The following is a 19,339-nucleotide window of genomic DNA, read 5'->3' as shown; positions in this document are numbered from 1 at the left end:
AATTAACTTTGAAGTTTGTATTAAATCTTTCTATGCGCAGCAATTCCTTACTTGTTGCGGTGGCAGCCCTGCTTTTAGCCGGTTGTACCGCATCTAAGAAGACCGACACCAAAGAACCTGTTATTGCAACTCTTGGCGCCCAGCCCATCTACGCTTCGGAGTTCAGGTATGTGTACGATAAAAACAACAACGGCAACGACGATGCTTATAGCAAAGAAAGTATAAGCGAGTACCTGGAACTTTACACTAACTTTAAGCTGAAGGTAATGGAGGCAGAGAGCCGTGGGCTCGATACCACCATGTCGTTTAAAAGGGAACTGGAAGGATACAAGGAGCAGCTGGCACAACCTTACCTGACCGAAAAAAGCGTTACAGACAACCTGGTACAGGAAGCCTATGAGCGCCTTAAGAAAGAAGTAAACGCCTCTCATATACTACTTACCGTGTCGCAGGATGCAGACCCGCAAGACACGCTGGCTGCCTTTAACCAGATTATGGAGCTCCACAAACGAGCCGCCGCTGGCGAAGACTTCAGCAAATTAGCCAGAGAAAACTCACAAGACCCATCGGCAGCAGAAAACGGAGGTAACCTGGGTTACTTTACAGCCATGCAAATGGTATACCCCTTCGAGGATGCTGCTTACAAAACAGCTCCGGGCCAGATTTCGCAGCCGGTGCGTACCCGCTTTGGTTACCACATTATTAAAGTGAACGATGTGCGTCCGGCGCAAGGCGAAGTAAAAGTTGCTCATATTATGGTACGTTCTACGCCCGGCATGCCTAAAGCCGATTCGCTTGCTGCCAAACAACGCGTAGATGCCATTTACAAACGCGTGCAGCGCAACGAGAACTGGGACAAACTGGTAGCCGAGTTCTCAGAAGATGCCAACTCAGCAGCAAATGGTGGCGAGCTGCCCTGGTTCGGCACCGGCCGCATGATTCCTGCTTTTGAAGATGTTGCTTTTAAACTGAAAAAAGAAGGAGAAATTGCCCCACCTGTAGCCACACCGTATGGCTGGCACATTATTAAAATGATCGAGAAAAAAGGGCTGCCACCTTACGAAGAAATGGAGCAGTCGCTCCGTAACAGAGTAGCTAAAGACTCCCGTTCTGAGCTAAACAAAGCAGCTTTTCTGAAGCGCATTAAAACCGAGAATAACTTTACAGAAGACGCTGCCGCAAAAAGCCAGGCGCTCAGCAAAGCCAACGACAACCTGCTGCAAGCCACCTGGGACTTTGACGCTGCCGACAAAGCCAACAATACCCCATTGTTCTCCATACAAGGCAAACCATACACCACCTCCGACTTCTATACCTATGTAAAAGCAGAGCAACGCCCCCGTACAAAAGGATCTGCGGCGCACCACATGAACCTGCTCTACGATGCCTTTGTAAACAAAAGCCTGCTGGATTTTGAGAAGGCGAACCTAGAAAATAAACACACCGACTACCGCATGCTCGTGCAGGAGTACCACGATGGTATTTTGCTGTTCCAGTTGATGGACGAAAAGGTTTGGTCTAAGGCTGTAGAAGACACAACCGGTCTGAAAGCATATTTTGAGCAGAACAGAGAGAAATACCAGTGGGGCCAGCGAGCCGATGCTACTGTTATAAGCGCAGCCAGCAAAGACGTATTGGCCAAAGTGCAACAACAGCTTGCTACACGCAAGTACGAGGTTAGCACTAAGCCAGCCGATGTGCTGTTTGCAACAAATAAAGCAGAACTTACAAAAGAAGCCACTGCACCTCTCGATGAACTGGCAAACCGCCTGCAGAACAACCCTCGCCTGACCTTAACCATACAGGGACACGCAGATGCTCGCGAAGATGCTGCCAGTAAAGATCTGGCTCAGAAACGCGCCCAAGCCGTGCAGGCATACCTGGTGCAAAAAGGCGTTGCTGCCGCACAAGTAACAATGCAGGCGCTCGGCAAAACAAAACAAGCTGGCCCAGATAATACCGAAACCGGCCGTCGTCGTAACAGAAGGGCATCTTTTGTACTTTATTCTTCTGACCTGAATGTGCTGGCTGAGAATATGAACAAAGAAAACCCGCTGAGTGTACAGATAACAGAGAAGAAGTTTCAGAAGGGCGAGAACAAAGCACTTGACCAGGTGAAATGGGAAAAAGGCACTTACACAGTTCAGCAAAACGGTCGTGAGTACCTCATCATAATTTCTAACATACTGGCACCGGAGCCAAAACAATTAAGCGAAGTAAGAGGTGTGGTAACGTCTGATTACCAAAACCATCTGGAACAGGAGTGGATTAAACAACTCCGCGAAAAATACCCGGTATCTGTCAACCAGGCAGAGGTAGGCAAGCTTATTTCGCAATAAGCTCCTGTTTTTTCTTAACATAGAATAAAGAAGTTAAATTTGCGTTTACTTTAGAAGCGCATTGCACAACATGATTCATATCCCAAATTTAAAAAGAGTAGCAGCCGGCCTTGCCTTCGTGCTTATTTGTTGCCTGCTGGCTTCTGCCACCACTTTTGCCCAGACCCCTGTGCAGCGGAAGATCGATGGTATAGTTGCTAAAATAGATAACCATATTATTCTTCGCTCAGAAATGGAGTTTACATACCTGCAGTACCTGGCTCAGTCGAAGCAGCAGGATGCTCCGGGCCTGAAATGCGAACTGCTGGAATCGATGGTGCAGGATAAGCTGTTGCTTGCCCGTGCGGAGATCGACTCTGTTACGGTAGAAGAATCGCAGGTGAATGGCGAACTGAACGAGCGTGTAAACTATATTGTGCAGCAGGCCGGAGGTGTAGAGCGGGTAGAGCAATACTACAACAAAACACTAAAGCAGCTGAAAGATGACCTGCGCCGCAGCATTAAGGAGCAGTTGGTGGTGGCCAAAATGCAGCGCCAGATCTACGAGAAGGTAACCGTAACGCCCAAAGAAATCCGTAACTACTTTAATGCTATTCCTAAAGACAGCCTTCCTTATTTCTCAAGTGAAGTGGAGATAGGGCAGATTGTAAAATTTGCCCAGGTAAGCAAGCAGCAGAAAGCTGTAGCGCGCCAGAAGCTCGAAGATATAAAAGCCCGTATTGTAGCCGGCGAAGACTTTGCCACTCTTGCCAAGCAGTTCTCTGATGATGTTGGCTCTGCACAAGATGGCGGTGAGCTTGGTTTCTTTAAAAGAAAAGAACTTGTACCAGAATACGAAGCAACCGCTTTAAAGCTGGAGCCCGGCCAGATCTCGAATGTGGTAGAGTCGCAGTTCGGTTTCCACCTGATACAGCTGATCGAGAAAAGAGGCCAGGAATTTAACTCCCGCCATATTTTAATTAAACCAGCCACAGCCACCATAAACGTGGAAGAAGCTGTGGCCGAGATGGACAGCATCCGGAACCTGATTGTAAACGATAGCATGACCTTTGCCAAAGCGGCCAAAGAACTCTCTGACGATAAAAATACAAAAGACAATGGCGGCATGTTAACCAACCGTGCCACCGGCGACACGTACTTCCCGATGGAGCAGGTAGACCCAGCTATTTTCTTTGTAATTGATACGATGAAAGTAGGCGATATTTCGCAGCCTATTCCTTACAAAACACCAGAAGGTACAGATGCGGTGCGTATTATTTACCTGAAATCTAAAACAGTTCCGCACTTAGCCAACCTGCGCGACGATTACCAGAAAATATCGAATGCCGCCATACAGGAGAAAAGAGGAAAAGCAGTAGATACCTGGTTCAAAAAGAATTTAGATACCGTATACATCCAGATCGATCCGGAGTTCCAGAGTTGCCAGATACTCCAATCTGTAAATCAATAGCATACGTAGCTGGTAACAAAACCCGGTAAGACTGGCAGCAACGGCTTTTAGGCCCGATCTGCCAAACATAATCTTGACTCATAACTTAGAGATACTTATATGCAGCAATACACTTCTGACAAAGAAGCAGCCGATGCGCTACATCGCTCTTACCGGGAGCTCACATCCGAAATTTCTAAAGTAATAGTTGGCCAGGATGAAGTGGTGCGGCTGGTACTTACAGCTGTTTTTTGTCAGGGGCATTGCTTACTCGTAGGTGTTCCGGGTCTTGCTAAAACTCTTTTGATCCAGACGATTGCCTCCTCGCTCGACATGTCGTTTAACCGGGTGCAGTTTACGCCCGACCTGATGCCGACAGATATTGTAGGCGCTGAGACACTGGATAAAGACCGTAACTTTAAGTTCGTGACAGGCCCGGTGTTCGCCAACATTGTTTTGGCCGACGAAATAAACCGGACACCTCCAAAAACCCAGGCTGCCTTGCTGGAGTCGATGCAGGAGTACTCAGTAACAGTGGCCGGCAAGCGTTACGACCTGCCAAGGCCGTTTTTCGTGCTGGCAACCCAAAACCCGATTGAGCAGGAAGGAACCTACCCGCTGCCGGAGGCACAACTCGACCGCTTTATGTTTAACATTACACTTGGTTACCCGAGTTATGAGTCGGAGCTGCAGATTGTAAAAAACACCACAGGGGCCCTTAAAACATCCCTCAACAAAATTCTGCACGCCGACGAGATTGTAGCCTTTCAGCAGTTGGTGCGCCGTGTACCGGTAGTAGACAATGTAGTGGAGTATGCCGTAAAACTGGTGCACAAAACCCGCCCTAACACGCCACACGCCGCTACACAAGCTAACCAGTTTCTGGAGTGGGGCGCTGGCCCAAGAGCATCGCAGCACCTGATTGTAGGCGCCAAATGCAATGCCCTGCTCAACGGCAAGTACTCACCAGATATTGAAGACGTGCAGGCAGTAGCTCTGCCTATTCTGCGCCACCGGATTGTCCGTAACTTTAAAGCCGAGGCCGAAGGCGTTACCGTAGAGCAGTTGATTCAGGATTTGCTGTAGGTTAATTGTTGGTTGCTGATTGCTGAAAGGAAATATAAAAGTACCTTGCTTACTCCTCCTGATTCTCAAAACAAGCCATATAACAATCAACAAATAACAATCGGCGACCAAATTATTCTAATCAAAATGCCCTTCCAAAGCTTTTAAAGCAGAAATAGTTCAAGGGTAGGCTACAGCTAATCCTGCTGTTATGAATTTTTGATGTTGGCTACTCCATTTATCTGTGTATTTTTGTACCTTAAATTCTGACAAAGAAAATCAATAATCTTCTCTATGGAAGCGGCCGCCTTACTATTCAACCTGAAAGACAATATAAACAAGATCATCGGAGCGTTTAACAGCAAGCTTGAAACGCGCACGATGCCGTATAATGTCTCTATTCCTTTGGAAGTAGACTTGCTGGCTGGCATCCTACGTTTGCATGGCTTAAACTTTACATCGGCTACAACCGGAGCAAAGCGACTCGAAGATTTCCAGGGGTGGTTCCTGCAGCACGAGCAGCAGGCTACTGAGGTGATGCACCATGTGCTGGAAGACAAAAGAGCCTACATAAAAACAGACCAGGGCACTGTGCTGCAGAAAGAGATGCTGATCAGGAGGCTAGAGTTTTTTAACGAAACCGCCCACACCCTGGTAGTAATGATGCAGCAAAAGAACTTAAAAAGCCCGAAGCACCACATCTACCCTTACCTGACTTCATCAGTAAATTAATAAAAGCAAAGGTCAGCGATATTGTGTCGCTGGCCTTTGCTGCTTTAAGCGGGTTAAAACTTTTTACTCCCTAATGGAAGTATGGCCATCCATGCTGTGCTTTAGATCCAGGTCACCTTCCGGCTCCTGCTTCATCGACGAATCGGCCTTCTCTCCTATAGGTCCTTTGCCCAGGGTAATGCCACCATCTACCATATACACAGCTCCTGTAACATAAGAAGCTTCCGCAGAGGCCAGAAAAAGGTACACGTTGGCTACCTCTTCCGGTGTGCCCAGCCTGCCTATAGGCGTAGCTATTTTGTTTGTCTTCTCCATCTCTTTATCCATAGGGCCGGTGCTGGCGTGGGTCCAGGCGGTATCTATGGGGCCGGGGCCTACGCAGTTGCAACGTACGCCAAACTGCGCCTGCTCTACGGCCAGGCCACGCATAAAGGCATGGTTAAAGGCCTTGGTGCCGCCATAGGCCGCGTTTTGCGGAATACCTACCATACCTGCCTCAGAGCCGGCAATTACAATGTTACCTTTGGTTTTCTGCAGCTCCGGCAGCGCCGCCTTCGACATAAGAAAAGTTGTTTTGTTGTTATGCCGTAACATGTAGTCGAAGGCTTCCTCGGTATAGTCTGTTACTAAGTTCACTTCCGGGAACACGCCCGCATTGTTAATCAGGATATCCAGCTTGCCAAACTCCTGCACCGTAAGTTCCACACATTTTCTGGCATTAGCCTCTACCGAAAGGTCGCCGGTAAAGGCCACAGCTTTGCCGCCTGCTTTCGTAATTTCGTTGGCCACTTCCTCTACCGAGTCTTCCGGGAAACCCGCTACTACCACCCTGGCACCTTCGTTGGCAAACTTTTTACAGATAGCTTCGCCTATACCACTGCCACCACCCGTTACAATGGCAACTTTGTCTTCTAGTCTTTTTTTCATTTGTTTCAATAGCTTAATGTATTGTTTGAGCACCTCCTACAAAAGAGGTACTTAAGTTTACGACGAGGCACTTGCTTTGTTAGTACACAGCAGGCATGGCACCACGGCTTTCCATCGTTTTTGGCTGGTTAGCGTACGTACTACAAATGCCTGTCTGTACATAAATTTAGGAAGGAACCTGTATCATGAGCTATTTATACAATGTACTGTCGGAGTCGTTTAACGAGCGGCTGGAGACGAAGCAGCTTGTTCTGCGGCCCTATGAAGAGGGAGACGAATCGGATTTTATGCGCGTGATGCTGGAAAATGGTGCTCTTCTGAACCCGGCATTTGGCAACCGGCTGGCACGCGTAAAAGTACTGGACGATGCCCGCACACAAATGAGACAGCTCCGCACCGATTGGGAAAACCGGAAAGTGTTTGATTTTGGGGTGTGGCTGAAAGAAGACAAAACCTACATCGGCGACATTACTCTGAAAAACCTGGATTACAAAATTCCGAAGGCAGAGCTGGGGCTGTATTTTACGGAGTGGCCTGCTACCAGGTCACTTGCCTTACAGGCAATGCAGGAGGTTGTAGTGTTTGGCTTCAGAAACCTGTCGTTGCAGAAAATCTATTTGCGATGTACCGAAGCCAATGCCATTTTAGGAGCACTTGCATTAGAAGCCGGGTTTCAGCTGGAGGGCACCCTCCGCAGCGACTACCGTGGCGCCACCACAAACGAGTTGCTAGACCTGAGCTACTACGGCATCACCCTCCCCGACTTTGAACAATTACAGCAACTGAAAGAGGCAAAGTCTAAAGTGCTGGCATAAATTCTCTTTTCAGGATGCTAAGCACATTTAACTTAGTTATGCCGAGTAAAGGAGCAATTATTCCAATAGAATTTGCCTTCGGAAGGTTTTTGGGCAAAATATTGCCAAGGGTCTGCCCGGCAGTTTTACTTGCATGTACTCAGGCCTTCAGAAGTTACGAGTTACAATATATTTTTAATCGAAGCTTCTCGAATTAACAATTCAACCATTTAACCTTCAACAACAAACAACCAGCAATTATTCAAATAAAAATGGCCTTCAGAAGCCAATTCAGTGTTTTTTGTTCAAGGGTAACACACACCTACTTCTTCTTTGCTACAAAAAAATCAGTATCGAAGGTTAAAAAGAAAGTATTCGAGAACTCCAGCTTCGGGTTGTCCAGATCCAGCACCGGCTCCAGCCGGAAAGTCAGGTGCAGGTTCTCCAGTATTTCAACATCCTTCATTAGCCTTAGAATAAGCAACCTCCGTTCCTCCTGCACATAATCAGGGTTTTTGTAGGTAGTAGAGGCCGATTGATACAGCCTGCCGCCCAGCTCGCTGATATAGCCACTTCCCTGCCAGTAACTAAGCATAACATCCTGATACTTGGTGTCGATGCCTGCATTGAGGTAAAGGCCGCTTCCGCTCTCAAAAGGCAGCAGAAACTCGTTCGAGAAATCTTTGAAACCCACGATATAGTTTTTAGTGTAAATCCGCTTCAGAAAGTTAAAGGGGTATGTCTGCTCCACCTCCAGCCCTGCAGCTGCGTTCACAACGGTTAGTAACGGCAGGTCGTTGTTATCTATCTGGCCGCCCTTGTGCTGGGCCGTAAACTGCAGGGGCAGATGTATCTTAAATGTATGGTCCTGGCCCCACTTGCCTTCTTTGTTCAGCAGCGCCACAGCAGCACTTATACCGCCTTCTACTTCTTCACGGTTTGGGTCGGCTACATAAATCATTTTGTTCCAGTTAAGCCAGGCATCCATTCTAAAGCGGTTGGTGTGGTAAAGGTACTGCAGGCCATTCTCGATACGATCTAGAATAACACGCTCAAAATCGAAGAGGGGCTCTATGTAGCCATGGTTCAGGTTGCCCTCCAGCGTGCCGAACAGAAACGCCCAGTTCTCTTTCTGAATTTTTACCGTAAAAGTAGGTTGAATGCTTTGGTAGCCCGATGCTCCAAAATCTTTCCAGGCAAAAAGGCCGGCATCTATACGCACAAAAGGCGCCGGCTGGTACGACAAACTTGGGTTAAGCTGGTAGCCAAATAAGGTATAACCATCGGCAATGCCGTTAAAGTACTCGTTGTTTTTAGAGAAGCCCGATGCAAACACATTTATCCTAACCTGATTAGCATTGGCCGCTGTTACGGGTAACTTCTGCAGCAGCGCATCGTTGTTGAGCTGGGCATTAACTAACTGACTACTAAACAATACTATTAAGATTAAAACCAGCCTAAAAAAATACATAAATTTTAGAGAAAAAGGGGACAAAACACTACCTGCTTTTGTTAAGAACTAGCAGCAAAGATCAACTAAAAAAATTAGCAAATTAGTTGTTTGCTTTTTTGCTAATTGGCTGCAAAAGTTGTAATTTCACATCAATATAAAGCTATTTAATCAAACACACATGAGCGTAAGCAACGAAAAACTTAAAGCCCTGCAGCTAACCATAGATAAGCTCGACAAAACATACGGCAAAGGAACCGTTATGAAGTTGAGCGATAACAAAGTGGAGGACATACCTGCCATTTCTACAGGTTCGCTTGGGTTAGATATCGCTTTGGGCATAGGCGGTTTGCCACGTGGCCGTGTCATTGAAATATATGGACCAGAATCATCTGGTAAAACGACGCTTACCATGCACGCCATTGCAGAAGCACAAAAAGCAGGCGGCCTGGCAGCTTTCATCGACGCCGAACACGCATTTGATAAAGCTTACGCCGAAAAACTTGGCATCGATACCGAAAACCTGCTGATCTCTCAGCCAGACAACGGGGAGCAGGCTCTTGAAATTGCCGACCACCTTATTCGCTCTGGCGCCATAGATATTATTGTAATCGACTCTGTAGCGGCGCTTGTTCCAAAAGGAGAACTCGAAGGCGACATGGGCGACAGCAAGATGGGTTTACAGGCCCGCCTTATGTCGCAGGCGCTTCGTAAACTGACAGGCACCATCAACAAAACCGGCTGCTGCTGTATCTTCATTAACCAGCTACGCGAGAAAATTGGTGTTATGTTCGGTAACCCCGAGACAACTACTGGTGGTAACGCCCTTAAATTCTATGCTTCCGTACGTCTCGATATTCGCCGTATCGGGCAAATTAAAGAGGGTGCCGACAACATTACCGGTAACCGCACGAAAGTAAAAGTAGTGAAAAACAAAGTAGCGCCTCCGTTTAAAGTAATCGAGTTCGACATTATGTATGGCGAAGGCATCTCCAAAGTTGGCGAAATTCTGGACTTAGGCGTTGAGCTGGAGATTGTACAGAAATCTGGTTCTTGGTTCTCGTACAATGGCAGCAAACTGGGCCAGGGTAGAGATGGCGTGAAGCAGATTCTGCTCGACAATCCTGAACTGATGGACGAGATCGAAGCTAAAATAAGAGCTATTGTAAAAGGCGAGCCAGCCAAAGTTGCTGCTGCCTTAGAAGATACTCCTGCAGAATAAGGCTTGTTTTAAAATAAGGTTAAAAACAAAAAAGGTGCTACTCCGTTAGCACCTTTTTTGTTTTAGTGGTGTTGAATAGCAGAATAAAAGTGTTTAATTTTAGTTGAAAAGGAAAAAACATTTGGTATAATAGTTGATTCTGTGAGCTATAACGTCCTTATACATAAAACCATGAGTAAGATATTTCCGGCCTTATTATTACTAGTAGTTGTACTGTCTGGTTTTGTGGCAAGCGATACCCTTCGCCACATTCCTAACCAAAGCTTTTCGACCGGCGAAGTCTTAAAATACAAAGTGCATTATGGACCTATAACGGCAGCAGAGGCAGTTATAGACACCTCGCCTACGCTGCAATATGTAAATGGCAGGCCTTGTTACAAGGCAACCGTTTACGGCAAAACCACCAGCTCTTTCGATTTTTTCATTAAGATAAGAGATACCTGGCAGTCTTATATAGACACAGCTGCTATACTGCCTCAACGCTCGTTCCGCAACATAGAAGAAGGAAACTACCGCAAAAGAGAAACCGTGGACTTTAACCACCACACCAAAACGGCTTCGGTAGAAATGAAAAAACGAAACAAAGACAAGCACACCGGCACCCACAAAATACCCGATAACGTGCAGGATATTGTAAGCGGTTTTTACTTTTTGCGCACCCAAAACTACGATAAGCTGAAAGTAGGCGACAAAATAAACGTAAAAGGTTTTTTTGATGAGGAAGTTTTTGACATGGTGGTTACCTACAAAGGCCGCGAAACAGTTAGCACCAAAGCAGGCAACATAAGAGCTATAAAACTGATACCGAAAATGCCAAGTAACAAACTCTTTCAGGGCGAGGATGCCATTTCGGTTTACCTATCAGACGACAACAATAAAATACCTGTACTTATACAGGCAAACATGTTTGTAGGCTCGGTTAAAGTAGATCTTTATGAATACAAGAACTTAAAGCATAAGATGTACCTAGCCAAAAATTAACGAAAGCCAGCCGCACCAGGCTGGTTTTTTGTTGCGGTACACACTCAACTTAGTGGCAGGTATGTTAAGAAAATATTAACATTTCGTAAACCTACTATATTCTAGCTGGTACCAGCGTATATTTGTTTCAGGAGAAAGTACATCCTGACATACCTTTACCTGGATTAACATGATGGAAACAGCCAGATTAAACGTGCATCATCAACAACAACGAATGAGTGTGCCAACAGCATTACACTACAAAATACTGGTAGTAGACGATGACCCAGACATTGTGGAACTACTGGAATACAACCTTCAGAAAGAAGGATACGACGTACAGCAGGCAGAGAACGGCCAGAAAGCCATCGAAAAAGCACTGGAGTTTAAGCCCGATGTTATTTTAATGGACGTGATGATGCCTGTAATGGATGGTATTGCCGCCTGCCGGCAGCTCCGCGAAATGCCTGATTTCCGCCACACGCATGTTATCTTCCTGACGGCCCGCTCCGAAGAGTTTTCGGAAGTAGCTGCTTTTGATGCCGGTGCCGACGACTTTATAACAAAGCCTATTAAGCCGCGTGCCCTCCTTAGCCGCCTGGCTGCCTTTGCCCGCCGCGATGCGCAACAGGAAGAACAGGATAAGGTAATCGAAATTGGTGGCATGCGCATAGACCGCACCAGCTTTGCCGTTTACAAAGGCGACGCCAAAATAACACTGCCTAAAAAGGAGTTCGAACTGCTGGCCTTCCTGGCAGCTACTCCTAACAAAGTATTTACCCGCGAAGAACTTCTAAACAACATCTGGGGCAGCGACGTGTATGTAATTGCCCGCACCGTAGATGTGCACATCAGAAAGGTGCGCGAGAAAATCGGGGAAGACAACATCAGAACCATTAAGGGTGTAGGGTATAAATTCAACACCGACTGATCTTAACGCCAACACTCCTCCGACCCTTGGCTATTTTTACCTCCAAAAGCTTCAGAAGGCCATTTTTATTAGCATATTTTAAATGTTGCCAAAGAGGTAAACATTGCTTTTGGAGCCAGGAAGAGAAGATTATAATTAAGTGCATGAGAAGATGAGGCTATAAAACAAAAACTCCTCCTCTCATGCACTTCTCTTATTAGTGTCTTAGCTATGTAAGGCAGGCACAAAATACAATCCTATCCTACTTTTATTTCAGAAGAAACGTGTATCTTAATACCTGCTTCTTAAAATCTGCATGAATTTAAACTCGCGTACGCTTGCCATTTTAATATCTCTGGCGGTGGCAGTTATGCTGACCGCCTTTCTTGCTTTTGTCGATATCCTTTCGGAAGAAGGCGTGATAGTAGCCCTGATTGCCGTCTGCATCTCTTGTTTCTTCTTTTTCTACCTCTCCTACGAGGCCCTGGTTTTCAGGGAAATAAAGAACGTATACACCAGCCTTGAGAAGCTCCGGAAACAGGATTTCAAAAAAGTAGAGACCCGATCTACGTTTACTGCCGATCCACTCAAAAAAATAAAAGATGAAATTTACCAGCTGGCAGAGGGTAAGCAGCAGGAGATAGACGAGCTGAAACAGCTGCAGGCCATGCGCCGGGAGTTTCTAGCCGATGTATCGCATGAGCTGAAAACACCAATTTTTGCTGCGCAAGGCTTTATTCATACCCTCCTGGATGGAGCCGTAGACGACCCCCACGTGCGCGACAAGTTTCTGCAGAAAGCAGCCAAAAGCCTCGATAGCCTTGAGACGCTGGTGCAGGACCTCATCAGTATATCGCAGTTCGAGAAAGGCGTGGTAAAAATGCAGAAGAAGAACTTCGATGTAGTGGAGCTGGTACAGGAAGTGTTTGAGCAACTGGAGCAGAAGGCAGCCTCACGCCAGATTAAACTGCACCTCGAGGTGAACCCCGGCGAAAAAATAATGCTCTTCGCCGACCGGAACCGCATTTGCCAGGTTTTTGTAAACCTCGTAGACAACGCCATAAAATATGGCAGGCCCGAAGGTAACATCTGGATCTACTTTACTGAGAACCGCAAACGCTACACCATTACCGTAAAAGATGATGGCAGGGGCATTGGCGAAGAGCACATTAACCGCATTTTTGAGCGCTTTTACCGCATCGACAAAAGCCGCGCCCGCGATACCACCAGCACCGGCCTCGGCCTGGCCATCTGCAAACACATTGTAGAAGCACACCGCTCCTTTATTGCCGTAAAAAGCGAAGTAGGCAAAGGCACCACACTCCGTTTCAAGCTCCTCAAAGCAAAAGAATAACACCTGCTACCATTGGCATAAAAAGAGCTTTTTGCCTTCTGAAGGCCATTTTCATTAGCATAATTCGAGGAATAACTCTAAAACTCAGAAGGCACCTCTACACCTGAAGCTGCTGCAGGTAGGATGCTCCCACAGGCACGTAATTGCCCTGGAGGCAGACCTGGTGGCGCTCAATTTTATCTATTTTGTCTTTGGCTACAATGTAAGAACGATGCACGCGGGTAAACTTATCGGCAGGCAACAGCTCGGTTAGCTCAGCTATGGTCATACGCGAGAGCAGCCGTTTGCTCTCCAGCACAAAAGTAATGTAGTTGCCGGCTGCTTCCATGTACAGTATTTCGTTGTAATGCACCTTTACCTGCTCGTAGCCGGTTTTAAGGAAGAGGTAATCTTTGGGAACAGCCGCCTGGCTTCGTAACTGCAGCAACTCCTGCGCCTTGTTACAGGCTTTCACAAACCTGGCCAGCGAAAAGGGCTTCAGGAGGTAATCGATGGCATCCAGTTCAAAGCTGGTAACGGCATGCTCAGAGTAAGCAGTAGTAAAGATAACAAGCGGCTTCTTCTGCAAACTGGTTACAAACTCCAGCCCTGTTATGTCCGGCATTTTTATATCCAGGAACAACAGGTCAACAGACTCATGCTGCAGGTACTCCAGCGCCTTAAAGGCATCTGTAAAGCAGGCTTCGAGTTCTAAAAACGGAACTTTGGCCGCATGCGACCGCACCACCTCCAGCGCCATCGGTTCGTCGTCTATTGCAATTGCCTTCATATCTGTTATCTGTTGTTGCTGTTGCCGCTGCCTAAAAAGTATTCTGAAACGTGGCTATCATAAATCTATACATTTTTAAGCTCACATCTACCACAAAATCAGGAACGGCATCGTCGGGAGTAGGTGCAGAACCCATAGTTGTGCAATAGCTCTCTGGTAAGGTGGGTACAGGTTCTTCTATAATACCGGAACTGCTTCTACAATTAAAATAATACGTTTTTGTTTGAGAACCATCTGCTCCAAGGGTGCTATTGTTAAGTAAGCACAAAGTCATATCACCTCCCGGAGGTACCATACCTGCCTTTGCATGTGCATTTTGGAGTGTCTTGTATTGCCGGGCAAGTGCCTTCTTAAATAGGCCATTCCGGACATCGGCAGTTAAGGCAGCGTAATAGTTAAAGAAAACATCGTTTGGTTGGTTCATCAGGAAAAAAGCAGCCAGCTCCTGATCCAGGTTGTTTCTGATAAACTCCAGCTGTACGTGCCACAAAAAGCCGTTTATTTCGCTACGCGTTGTAAAGAGCTGTTGAATTACCTCCCCGTTGCCGTTTATTGCCAGCAGTGTATCCAGCCCCAATTCAAGCGAGACAGCCTCAGAAATAGTCTGAATGTATTTTTTCCGTACCTGCCCGTACTGCTCGTTAAACTCAGAGCCGCTTACCTGGTAATCAAGGTAATAATCTTTCAGCTTTCCTTTTATAGTTAATTTATTTGAGGGTGTTACCAGCATAACCAGGTAATTGGTTGCAGGCCGGAAAAGCGTGCCATCGAGCCTTGCCAACTCGCCTTTCTTTGGAAACAGGTACAGTAACACCGGCTCCTTTATCCGCAGGTCAAGATAAAACTTCCCGTCAATAGAAAAAAGGGTATCCTGCATGGGCAGTTCCTGAATTCCCAGATTGGCTACCGGCATGTACTTCACCAGAATAGTATCATGGCCCAGGCCTGCAATGTTTCCTTCGATGGTGTGTTTTTCGCCTGCTGTACCAGTATAAGGTTTCAGTTGCTTTCCTGATAAGATGAGTCCTGCTAGCAGGAGAAGAAGCGACAGGTTGCTTATCCGTTTCATACTATACAAGTTAAAGTGTTCCCATTCCTGCTAATTACATGCCGCTACAGCTGTATTGTAAGGTGCACAAAAAACTCTTCTGAAGTTTCTCTTATTATTAGCTCATGCCGCTCGGGGTACAGCAGTGCCAGGCGCTGCCTCACATTCTCTAGCCCCACGCCCGACTTGTCTTTTTCAGGGTCCAGTTCCTGCCTGCTGTGGGTGCTGTTGTAGACATCAAAGTAGAGCTTGTCCTGGTCGTAGTGCAGTGTTACCTTAATCCAGGATTTTTGCTTCAGGCTGATACCGTGCTTAAAGGCGTTCTCCACAAACGGAATGAGCAGCATAGGCGCAATAAATTTCTCATCGAGCACATCTTCTATTCTTGTCTGGATCACAATATCGGGCGTAGTAGAAACCCGCAACGACTGTAACTCTATGTAGTTGCGCATGTACTCCAGCTCTCGGGTGAGCAAAATTTTATGCTGGTGGTTCTCGTGCAGCATAAAGCGCATCATATCGCCGAGCATTTGTATACCTTGTGCCGTGCGCTCGCTGTTCTCCTGCAGAGCGGTGCCGTAAAGGGTGTTCAGAGAGTTAAACAAAAAGTGCGGGTTAATCTGAGACCGCAGAAACTGCAAATCAGCAGTGGTTTGCCCTAACTCCTTTTTCAGCGTAATAAGCTGGCTCACATCGTTCTTGGTACGCCTATATACTAACCACGACAAAGTGCCCACCACCAGCAATTGCCCTATCCAAATCGCTACAAATAAGCCTGGCTCAAATTCATTTATCAGTCCGCTGAAGACCAGGGCAAAGGGCAGAAACAACAGGAGCGAGTACGAGAGCAGCTTACTGAAATATGCCCAGAACTGCCTTCTGTCTTTCTCAAACTCCGGCAGGAGCCAATACCTGTTGAGCGCGTACAGCAGATAAGCATAAGGCACCATAGTAAACCAGAAAGCTCCGAAAGCACGTGCCTCACGATCATCAAAAGAAACTACAAAAAGCAGCAGAATCCCAAACCAGATGCCTCCCACCACCTGAAACTCGCGCTTAATGGCCGGAGGAAATGTTTTGCCGCCGGCAGCCCGAATGGTATAAGTTCGCAAAGCGTTTTCTTTCAGAAAAATATATAGTGCAAAGCTGCCGAACAATAGCACCACCAGTACCAGGTTCTTTAAAAAGAAGTAACCAAAACCCACTTGCATATAGCCTTTAAACCAGGTGTCGGTAACAGAGAATGAGACCACTGTTCCTATATATACCAGCAGGCCGAGCAGTACAGTTAAGGTATAGTCGTGCTTTAGGTACAGCTTGGGGTAAATGTAAAAGTTTATGAGCAGGAAAGAGAGGTAAATAGTAAGGTAGTACGATAGCAATGGGTAGGTCCGGTGCTTCAGGAAGTCGAACCACAAACCATTTTCGTTAAACCTGTAGCCATATTGATGAAGCATGTCGTGGTAGTCGTGGTTGCTTAGTACAGCCGCTGCCTCCTGCACAAAACTGAAGATGAAGAAGATAATAACTACGGTTACTACCCAAAACTCTATTTTCCTGTGATGTATCATGTTTTCTGTTTCTTATGATACAATCTTACAGGTAAGTTTGCACCCCTGAAAATAAATGTGATGAATACCGAAAAAGATGTGATGAATCGGCTTAACCATTACCTTAGAGAAGCACATGGGGCAAAAGCAGGTATAAATTAACAGTAGCGAACTACAGAGGTTGCTGACAGGTGGCGTCTCTTCTGGTTACAAAATATCGGACACGTGAAATTTCCGTATCTTTGCACCATTGCACAGCAGGTTTGTTAGCTGTGCCTGGTTTTATAGCAGACAAGATGAAATACCCGGTTTTTAAAGACCTGATTATACACGAAGACGAAGATTTTGTGGTGGTGAACAAACCACCTTTTCTGGCCACACTCGAAGACAGAACGCCCAACACCACCAACCTGCTAAAAATAGCCCGGCAGTACAACCCGGACCTGCAGGCCTGCCACCGCCTTGATAAGGATACCTCAGGCTGCCTGGTGCTTGCCAAAAACCCGGAGGCCTACCGCCACCTTTCGATGCAGTTCGAGGCCCGCGAAGTATACAAAGTGTACCATGCCGTGGTGTGGGGGCAGCATAAATTCGAGGACCAGCTCGTGAGCCGCAACATCCTGACAAGTGCCAAAGGTGTGGCCAAACTCGCCCCGCAAGGCAAACCAGCCGACACGTATTTTACTACGCTAGAGAATTTCAGTCGGCATACACTGGTAGAGTGCGTGCCGGTAACAGGGCGCCTGCACCAGATACGCGTGCACCTGGCTTATTTAAAAGCCCCTATTGTGCAGGATGAGCTGTACGGCGGAGAACCTTTGTATCTGAGCAGCCTAAAACGCAAATTTAACCTGAAGCAGCAAACCGAGGAGCAGCCACTTATCAAGCGGTTTGCCTTACATTCCTTCAACATCGGGTTTACACTCCTGAATGGCGAAAAAATAAAGATAGAAGCACCTTACCCAAAAGACTTTGCGGTGCTGGTAAAACAGCTGCAGGCTTATAGTTAATTTTTGGGACACAAGACGCAGGACACAGGCCCTTAGATTTTGTTACTATCCTTCGCTCAACAGCTGCTCCTGTTGCTGCATTTGAGCGAAAAGGATATTTTCATTCAAGTAATTTTGCCTGAATCAAAATTTAAATAACAAAAGAATCAAGAGAACAAACCTTGAAACATTGTAACCAGAAAAGTCCTGTGTCTTGTGTCCAACGTCTTGTGACTTATTTCAACACCTGTAGTACAATTTTACCAGTGTTTTTGTTTGCCTCCATGTGCCGGTGCGCCTCTGCCACCTCCTGCCAATCATACACCGAATCGATAACAGGTTTTAGCTCGCCGGATTTAAATTTTTCTACAGCAAAGTCGCTTAGCTCCTGCGTGAGATGCACCTGGTAGGCACGGGAGCGAGAACGGAGCGTGGAGCCGGTTATCTGCAGTCGCTTTGCCAGAATCTTCCGCACATCCAGGTTTTCTACTTTACCGCCACCTAAAGTCGCCAGCATCACCAGCCGCCCATCGGTTCGGAGGCAATCGAGATTATCAGAGAAGTACGGACCAGAGATAAAATCAACGATCACATCTACTCCTTCATTTTTGGTATACGCTAGTACTTCTTCTTTAAAAGAGGTGTTTTTATAGTCGATGGCTTTGTCGGCTCCCAGCTCCAGGCACACCTGGTGCTTTTCGGCAGAAGCCGTTACAAGCACCTCTGCTCCCATAGCCTTTGCCAGCTGAATGGCAGCTGTACCCACACCACTTGCCCCGGCATGGATGAGCACCCGCTCCCCTGCCTGCAGCCTGCCCAGCCACACCAGCGCCTGAAAAGCTGTTAAAAACACTTCCGGTATAGCTGCTGCCTCTTCCATAGATAGGTTTTCCGGCACAGACATGGCCATGGCTTCATCTATAACAGCATACGCAGCATACCCGCCTCCCGGAAGCAGGCCAAATACCTTATTGCCGGGTTTAAAGGTTTTACATTCCGCTCCTGCCGCCTCTACCACTCCTGCTACCTCGAGCCCCAGCAAAGGGCTTGCTCCTGCCGGTGGCGGATATTTGCCCTGCCGCTGTAAAGTGTCGGCGCGGTTCAGGGCAGTAGCATGCACCTTTAAGAGCAGTTCGTGTGGCTTTGGCTCCGGCTTCGGGTACTCCCCCAGCTGCAGTTGCTCCGGACCTCCGGGTGTTTTAACAAGTATGGCTTGCATGGCTTTCAGTTTTAACTTTTGCTGATACAAAAAAGACGATGGTAAAAGCAGAAGGTTGTAAGGTACTGTTTTTACCCTTGGCGCATTTTACTCCAAAAACCTTCGGAAGGCTGTTTTTATTAGAATAATTAGATTAATGGTTAAATTGCTAAATGGTTGATTTGTTGATGTGGGGATGAAGGTAAGTTCCGTGATTTAAGATATTGGAGTGGAGAAGATGAGCAACAAGTATTCAAACTTTGCCTGACTTTTAACTCATAACTTTAAACTCTTAACTAATAAAAGCCTGAGCGGCTGCTTTTGGCGGAGCAGCTGCTCAGGCTTGGGTTCATAGTTTTATTTTGTTAGAAATAGATATAGGTATTTGGTAGCGCCTGCCGAATACGCTCTTTTTCGGCATCTGAAAAATTGTTCTCTGTCAGCAGCAAGGTTTGCAGTTTTTTTAATTTGCCGATGTTGGCGGGCATGGTTGTAAGCTGGTTAAAGCTCAGGTCCAGCAACTGCAGGTTCTCCAGGTTCGTTACCGACTCCGGCACCTCCTTCAACTGATTATGGCCGAGCAACAGACTTTGCAGGGTTTTA

17 protein-coding genes are annotated in these 19,339 nt (G+C 46.7%); 10 read left to right on the top strand and 7 right to left on the bottom strand.

Annotated elements, in window-relative coordinates:
* The first annotated feature begins 8 nt into the window (after window positions 1–8).
* The 4 genes from FVR03_RS12885 to FVR03_RS12870 all read left to right on the top strand — a co-directional run bounded on the left by FVR03_RS12885 (window position 9) and on the right by FVR03_RS12870 (window position 5,565).
* Window positions 9–2,339, top strand: a complete 2,331-nt coding sequence (locus tag FVR03_RS12885; RefSeq protein ID WP_255474208.1) for a peptidylprolyl isomerase — start codon at window positions 9–11, stop codon at window positions 2,337–2,339.
* Window positions 2,340–2,409: 70 nt separating this feature from the next.
* Window positions 2,410–3,789, top strand: coding sequence for a peptidylprolyl isomerase (locus tag FVR03_RS12880; protein ID WP_147922163.1), 1,380 nt, complete (start codon window positions 2,410–2,412; stop codon window positions 3,787–3,789).
* Window positions 3,790–3,888: 99 nt separating this feature from the next.
* Window positions 3,889–4,854 carry an AAA family ATPase gene (locus FVR03_RS12875; RefSeq protein WP_147922162.1) on the top strand — a complete coding sequence of 322 codons (966 nt, stop codon included), beginning with the start codon at window positions 3,889–3,891 and terminating at the stop codon, window positions 4,852–4,854.
* A gap of 273 nt (window positions 4,855–5,127) precedes the next feature.
* Window positions 5,128–5,565, top strand: a complete 438-nt coding sequence (locus tag FVR03_RS12870) for a hypothetical protein (RefSeq protein WP_147922161.1) — start codon at window positions 5,128–5,130, stop codon at window positions 5,563–5,565.
* Between the two features lie 63 nt (window positions 5,566–5,628).
* Here FVR03_RS12870 and FVR03_RS12865 read toward each other — a convergent pair whose 3' ends face one another.
* A complete protein-coding gene (locus tag FVR03_RS12865; protein ID WP_147922160.1) occupies window positions 5,629–6,492 on the bottom strand; it encodes an SDR family NAD(P)-dependent oxidoreductase in 864 nt (287 codons plus the stop codon).
* A 185-nt stretch (window positions 6,493–6,677) separates the two neighbouring features.
* Between FVR03_RS12865 and FVR03_RS12860 the strand changes: the two genes are divergently transcribed.
* On the top strand, window positions 6,678–7,307 hold the full coding sequence (locus FVR03_RS12860; RefSeq protein ID WP_147922159.1) for a GNAT family N-acetyltransferase: 630 nt from the start codon (window positions 6,678–6,680) through the stop codon (window positions 7,305–7,307).
* Window positions 7,308–7,608: 301 nt separating this feature from the next.
* On the opposite strand, the gene FVR03_RS12855 is transcribed toward FVR03_RS12860, so the two are convergent.
* Complete coding sequence (locus FVR03_RS12855; RefSeq protein ID WP_255474206.1) at window positions 7,609–8,721, bottom strand: lipid A deacylase; 1,113 nt, start codon at window positions 8,719–8,721, stop codon at window positions 7,609–7,611.
* A 196-nt stretch (window positions 8,722–8,917) separates the two neighbouring features.
* Here FVR03_RS12855 and recA point away from each other — a divergent pair, with 196 nt between their 5' ends.
* The 4 genes from recA to FVR03_RS12835 all read left to right on the top strand — a co-directional run bounded on the left by recA (window position 8,918) and on the right by FVR03_RS12835 (window position 13,182).
* Window positions 8,918–9,958 carry a recombinase RecA gene (recA, locus tag FVR03_RS12850; protein ID WP_147922158.1) on the top strand — a complete coding sequence of 347 codons (1,041 nt, stop codon included), beginning with the start codon at window positions 8,918–8,920 and terminating at the stop codon, window positions 9,956–9,958.
* Between the two features lie 171 nt (window positions 9,959–10,129).
* Entirely contained in the window at window positions 10,130–10,939 is an 810-nt protein-coding gene (locus tag FVR03_RS12845) for a DUF3108 domain-containing protein (protein WP_147922157.1), read from the top strand.
* 220 nt (window positions 10,940–11,159) lie between these two features.
* A complete protein-coding gene (locus tag FVR03_RS12840) occupies window positions 11,160–11,849 on the top strand; it encodes a response regulator transcription factor (RefSeq protein ID WP_439651045.1) in 690 nt (229 codons plus the stop codon).
* Window positions 11,850–12,144: 295 nt separating this feature from the next.
* Window positions 12,145–13,182, top strand: coding sequence for an ATP-binding protein (locus FVR03_RS12835; protein WP_147922156.1), 1,038 nt, complete (start codon window positions 12,145–12,147; stop codon window positions 13,180–13,182).
* 97 nt (window positions 13,183–13,279) lie between these two features.
* On the opposite strand, the gene FVR03_RS12830 is transcribed toward FVR03_RS12835, so the two are convergent.
* From FVR03_RS12830 to FVR03_RS12820, 3 genes are read right to left on the bottom strand one after another with little or no spacing between them, the layout of a single operon-like run.
* Window positions 13,280–13,951 carry a LytR/AlgR family response regulator transcription factor gene (locus FVR03_RS12830; RefSeq protein WP_147922155.1) on the bottom strand — a complete coding sequence of 224 codons (672 nt, stop codon included), beginning with the start codon at window positions 13,949–13,951 and terminating at the stop codon, window positions 13,280–13,282.
* A 31-nt stretch (window positions 13,952–13,982) separates the two neighbouring features.
* Window positions 13,983–15,020, bottom strand: a complete 1,038-nt coding sequence (locus FVR03_RS12825) for a DUF4369 domain-containing protein (protein ID WP_147922154.1) — start codon at window positions 15,018–15,020, stop codon at window positions 13,983–13,985.
* A 44-nt stretch (window positions 15,021–15,064) separates the two neighbouring features.
* Window positions 15,065–16,570 carry a sensor histidine kinase gene (locus FVR03_RS12820; RefSeq protein ID WP_147922153.1) on the bottom strand — a complete coding sequence of 502 codons (1,506 nt, stop codon included), beginning with the start codon at window positions 16,568–16,570 and terminating at the stop codon, window positions 15,065–15,067.
* Window positions 16,571–16,845: 275 nt separating this feature from the next.
* On the opposite strand from FVR03_RS12820, the gene FVR03_RS12815 reads away from it, so the two are divergent.
* Window positions 16,846–17,559: an RluA family pseudouridine synthase gene (locus FVR03_RS12815; RefSeq protein ID WP_147922152.1), complete on the top strand. Its 714-nt coding sequence runs from the start codon at window positions 16,846–16,848 to the stop codon at window positions 17,557–17,559.
* A gap of 214 nt (window positions 17,560–17,773) precedes the next feature.
* Here FVR03_RS12815 and FVR03_RS12810 read toward each other — a convergent pair whose 3' ends face one another.
* Both FVR03_RS12810 and FVR03_RS12805 read right to left on the bottom strand, forming a co-directional pair.
* Window positions 17,774–18,757 carry an NAD(P)H-quinone oxidoreductase gene (locus FVR03_RS12810; protein ID WP_147922151.1) on the bottom strand — a complete coding sequence of 328 codons (984 nt, stop codon included), beginning with the start codon at window positions 18,755–18,757 and terminating at the stop codon, window positions 17,774–17,776.
* A 344-nt stretch (window positions 18,758–19,101) separates the two neighbouring features.
* Window positions 19,102–19,339 (bottom strand): leucine-rich repeat domain-containing protein (locus FVR03_RS12805; RefSeq protein WP_187270156.1); only part of this gene is annotated, 238 nt, incomplete at its 5' end.

This window comes from Pontibacter qinzhouensis, from assembly GCF_008017455.1.
In the GTDB taxonomy this organism is placed as follows: Bacteria; Bacteroidota; Bacteroidia; order Cytophagales; family Hymenobacteraceae; genus Pontibacter; species Pontibacter qinzhouensis.
Note: the sequence above shows the minus strand (reverse complement) of the source record. Positions and strands in the feature narration are given on the sequence as shown.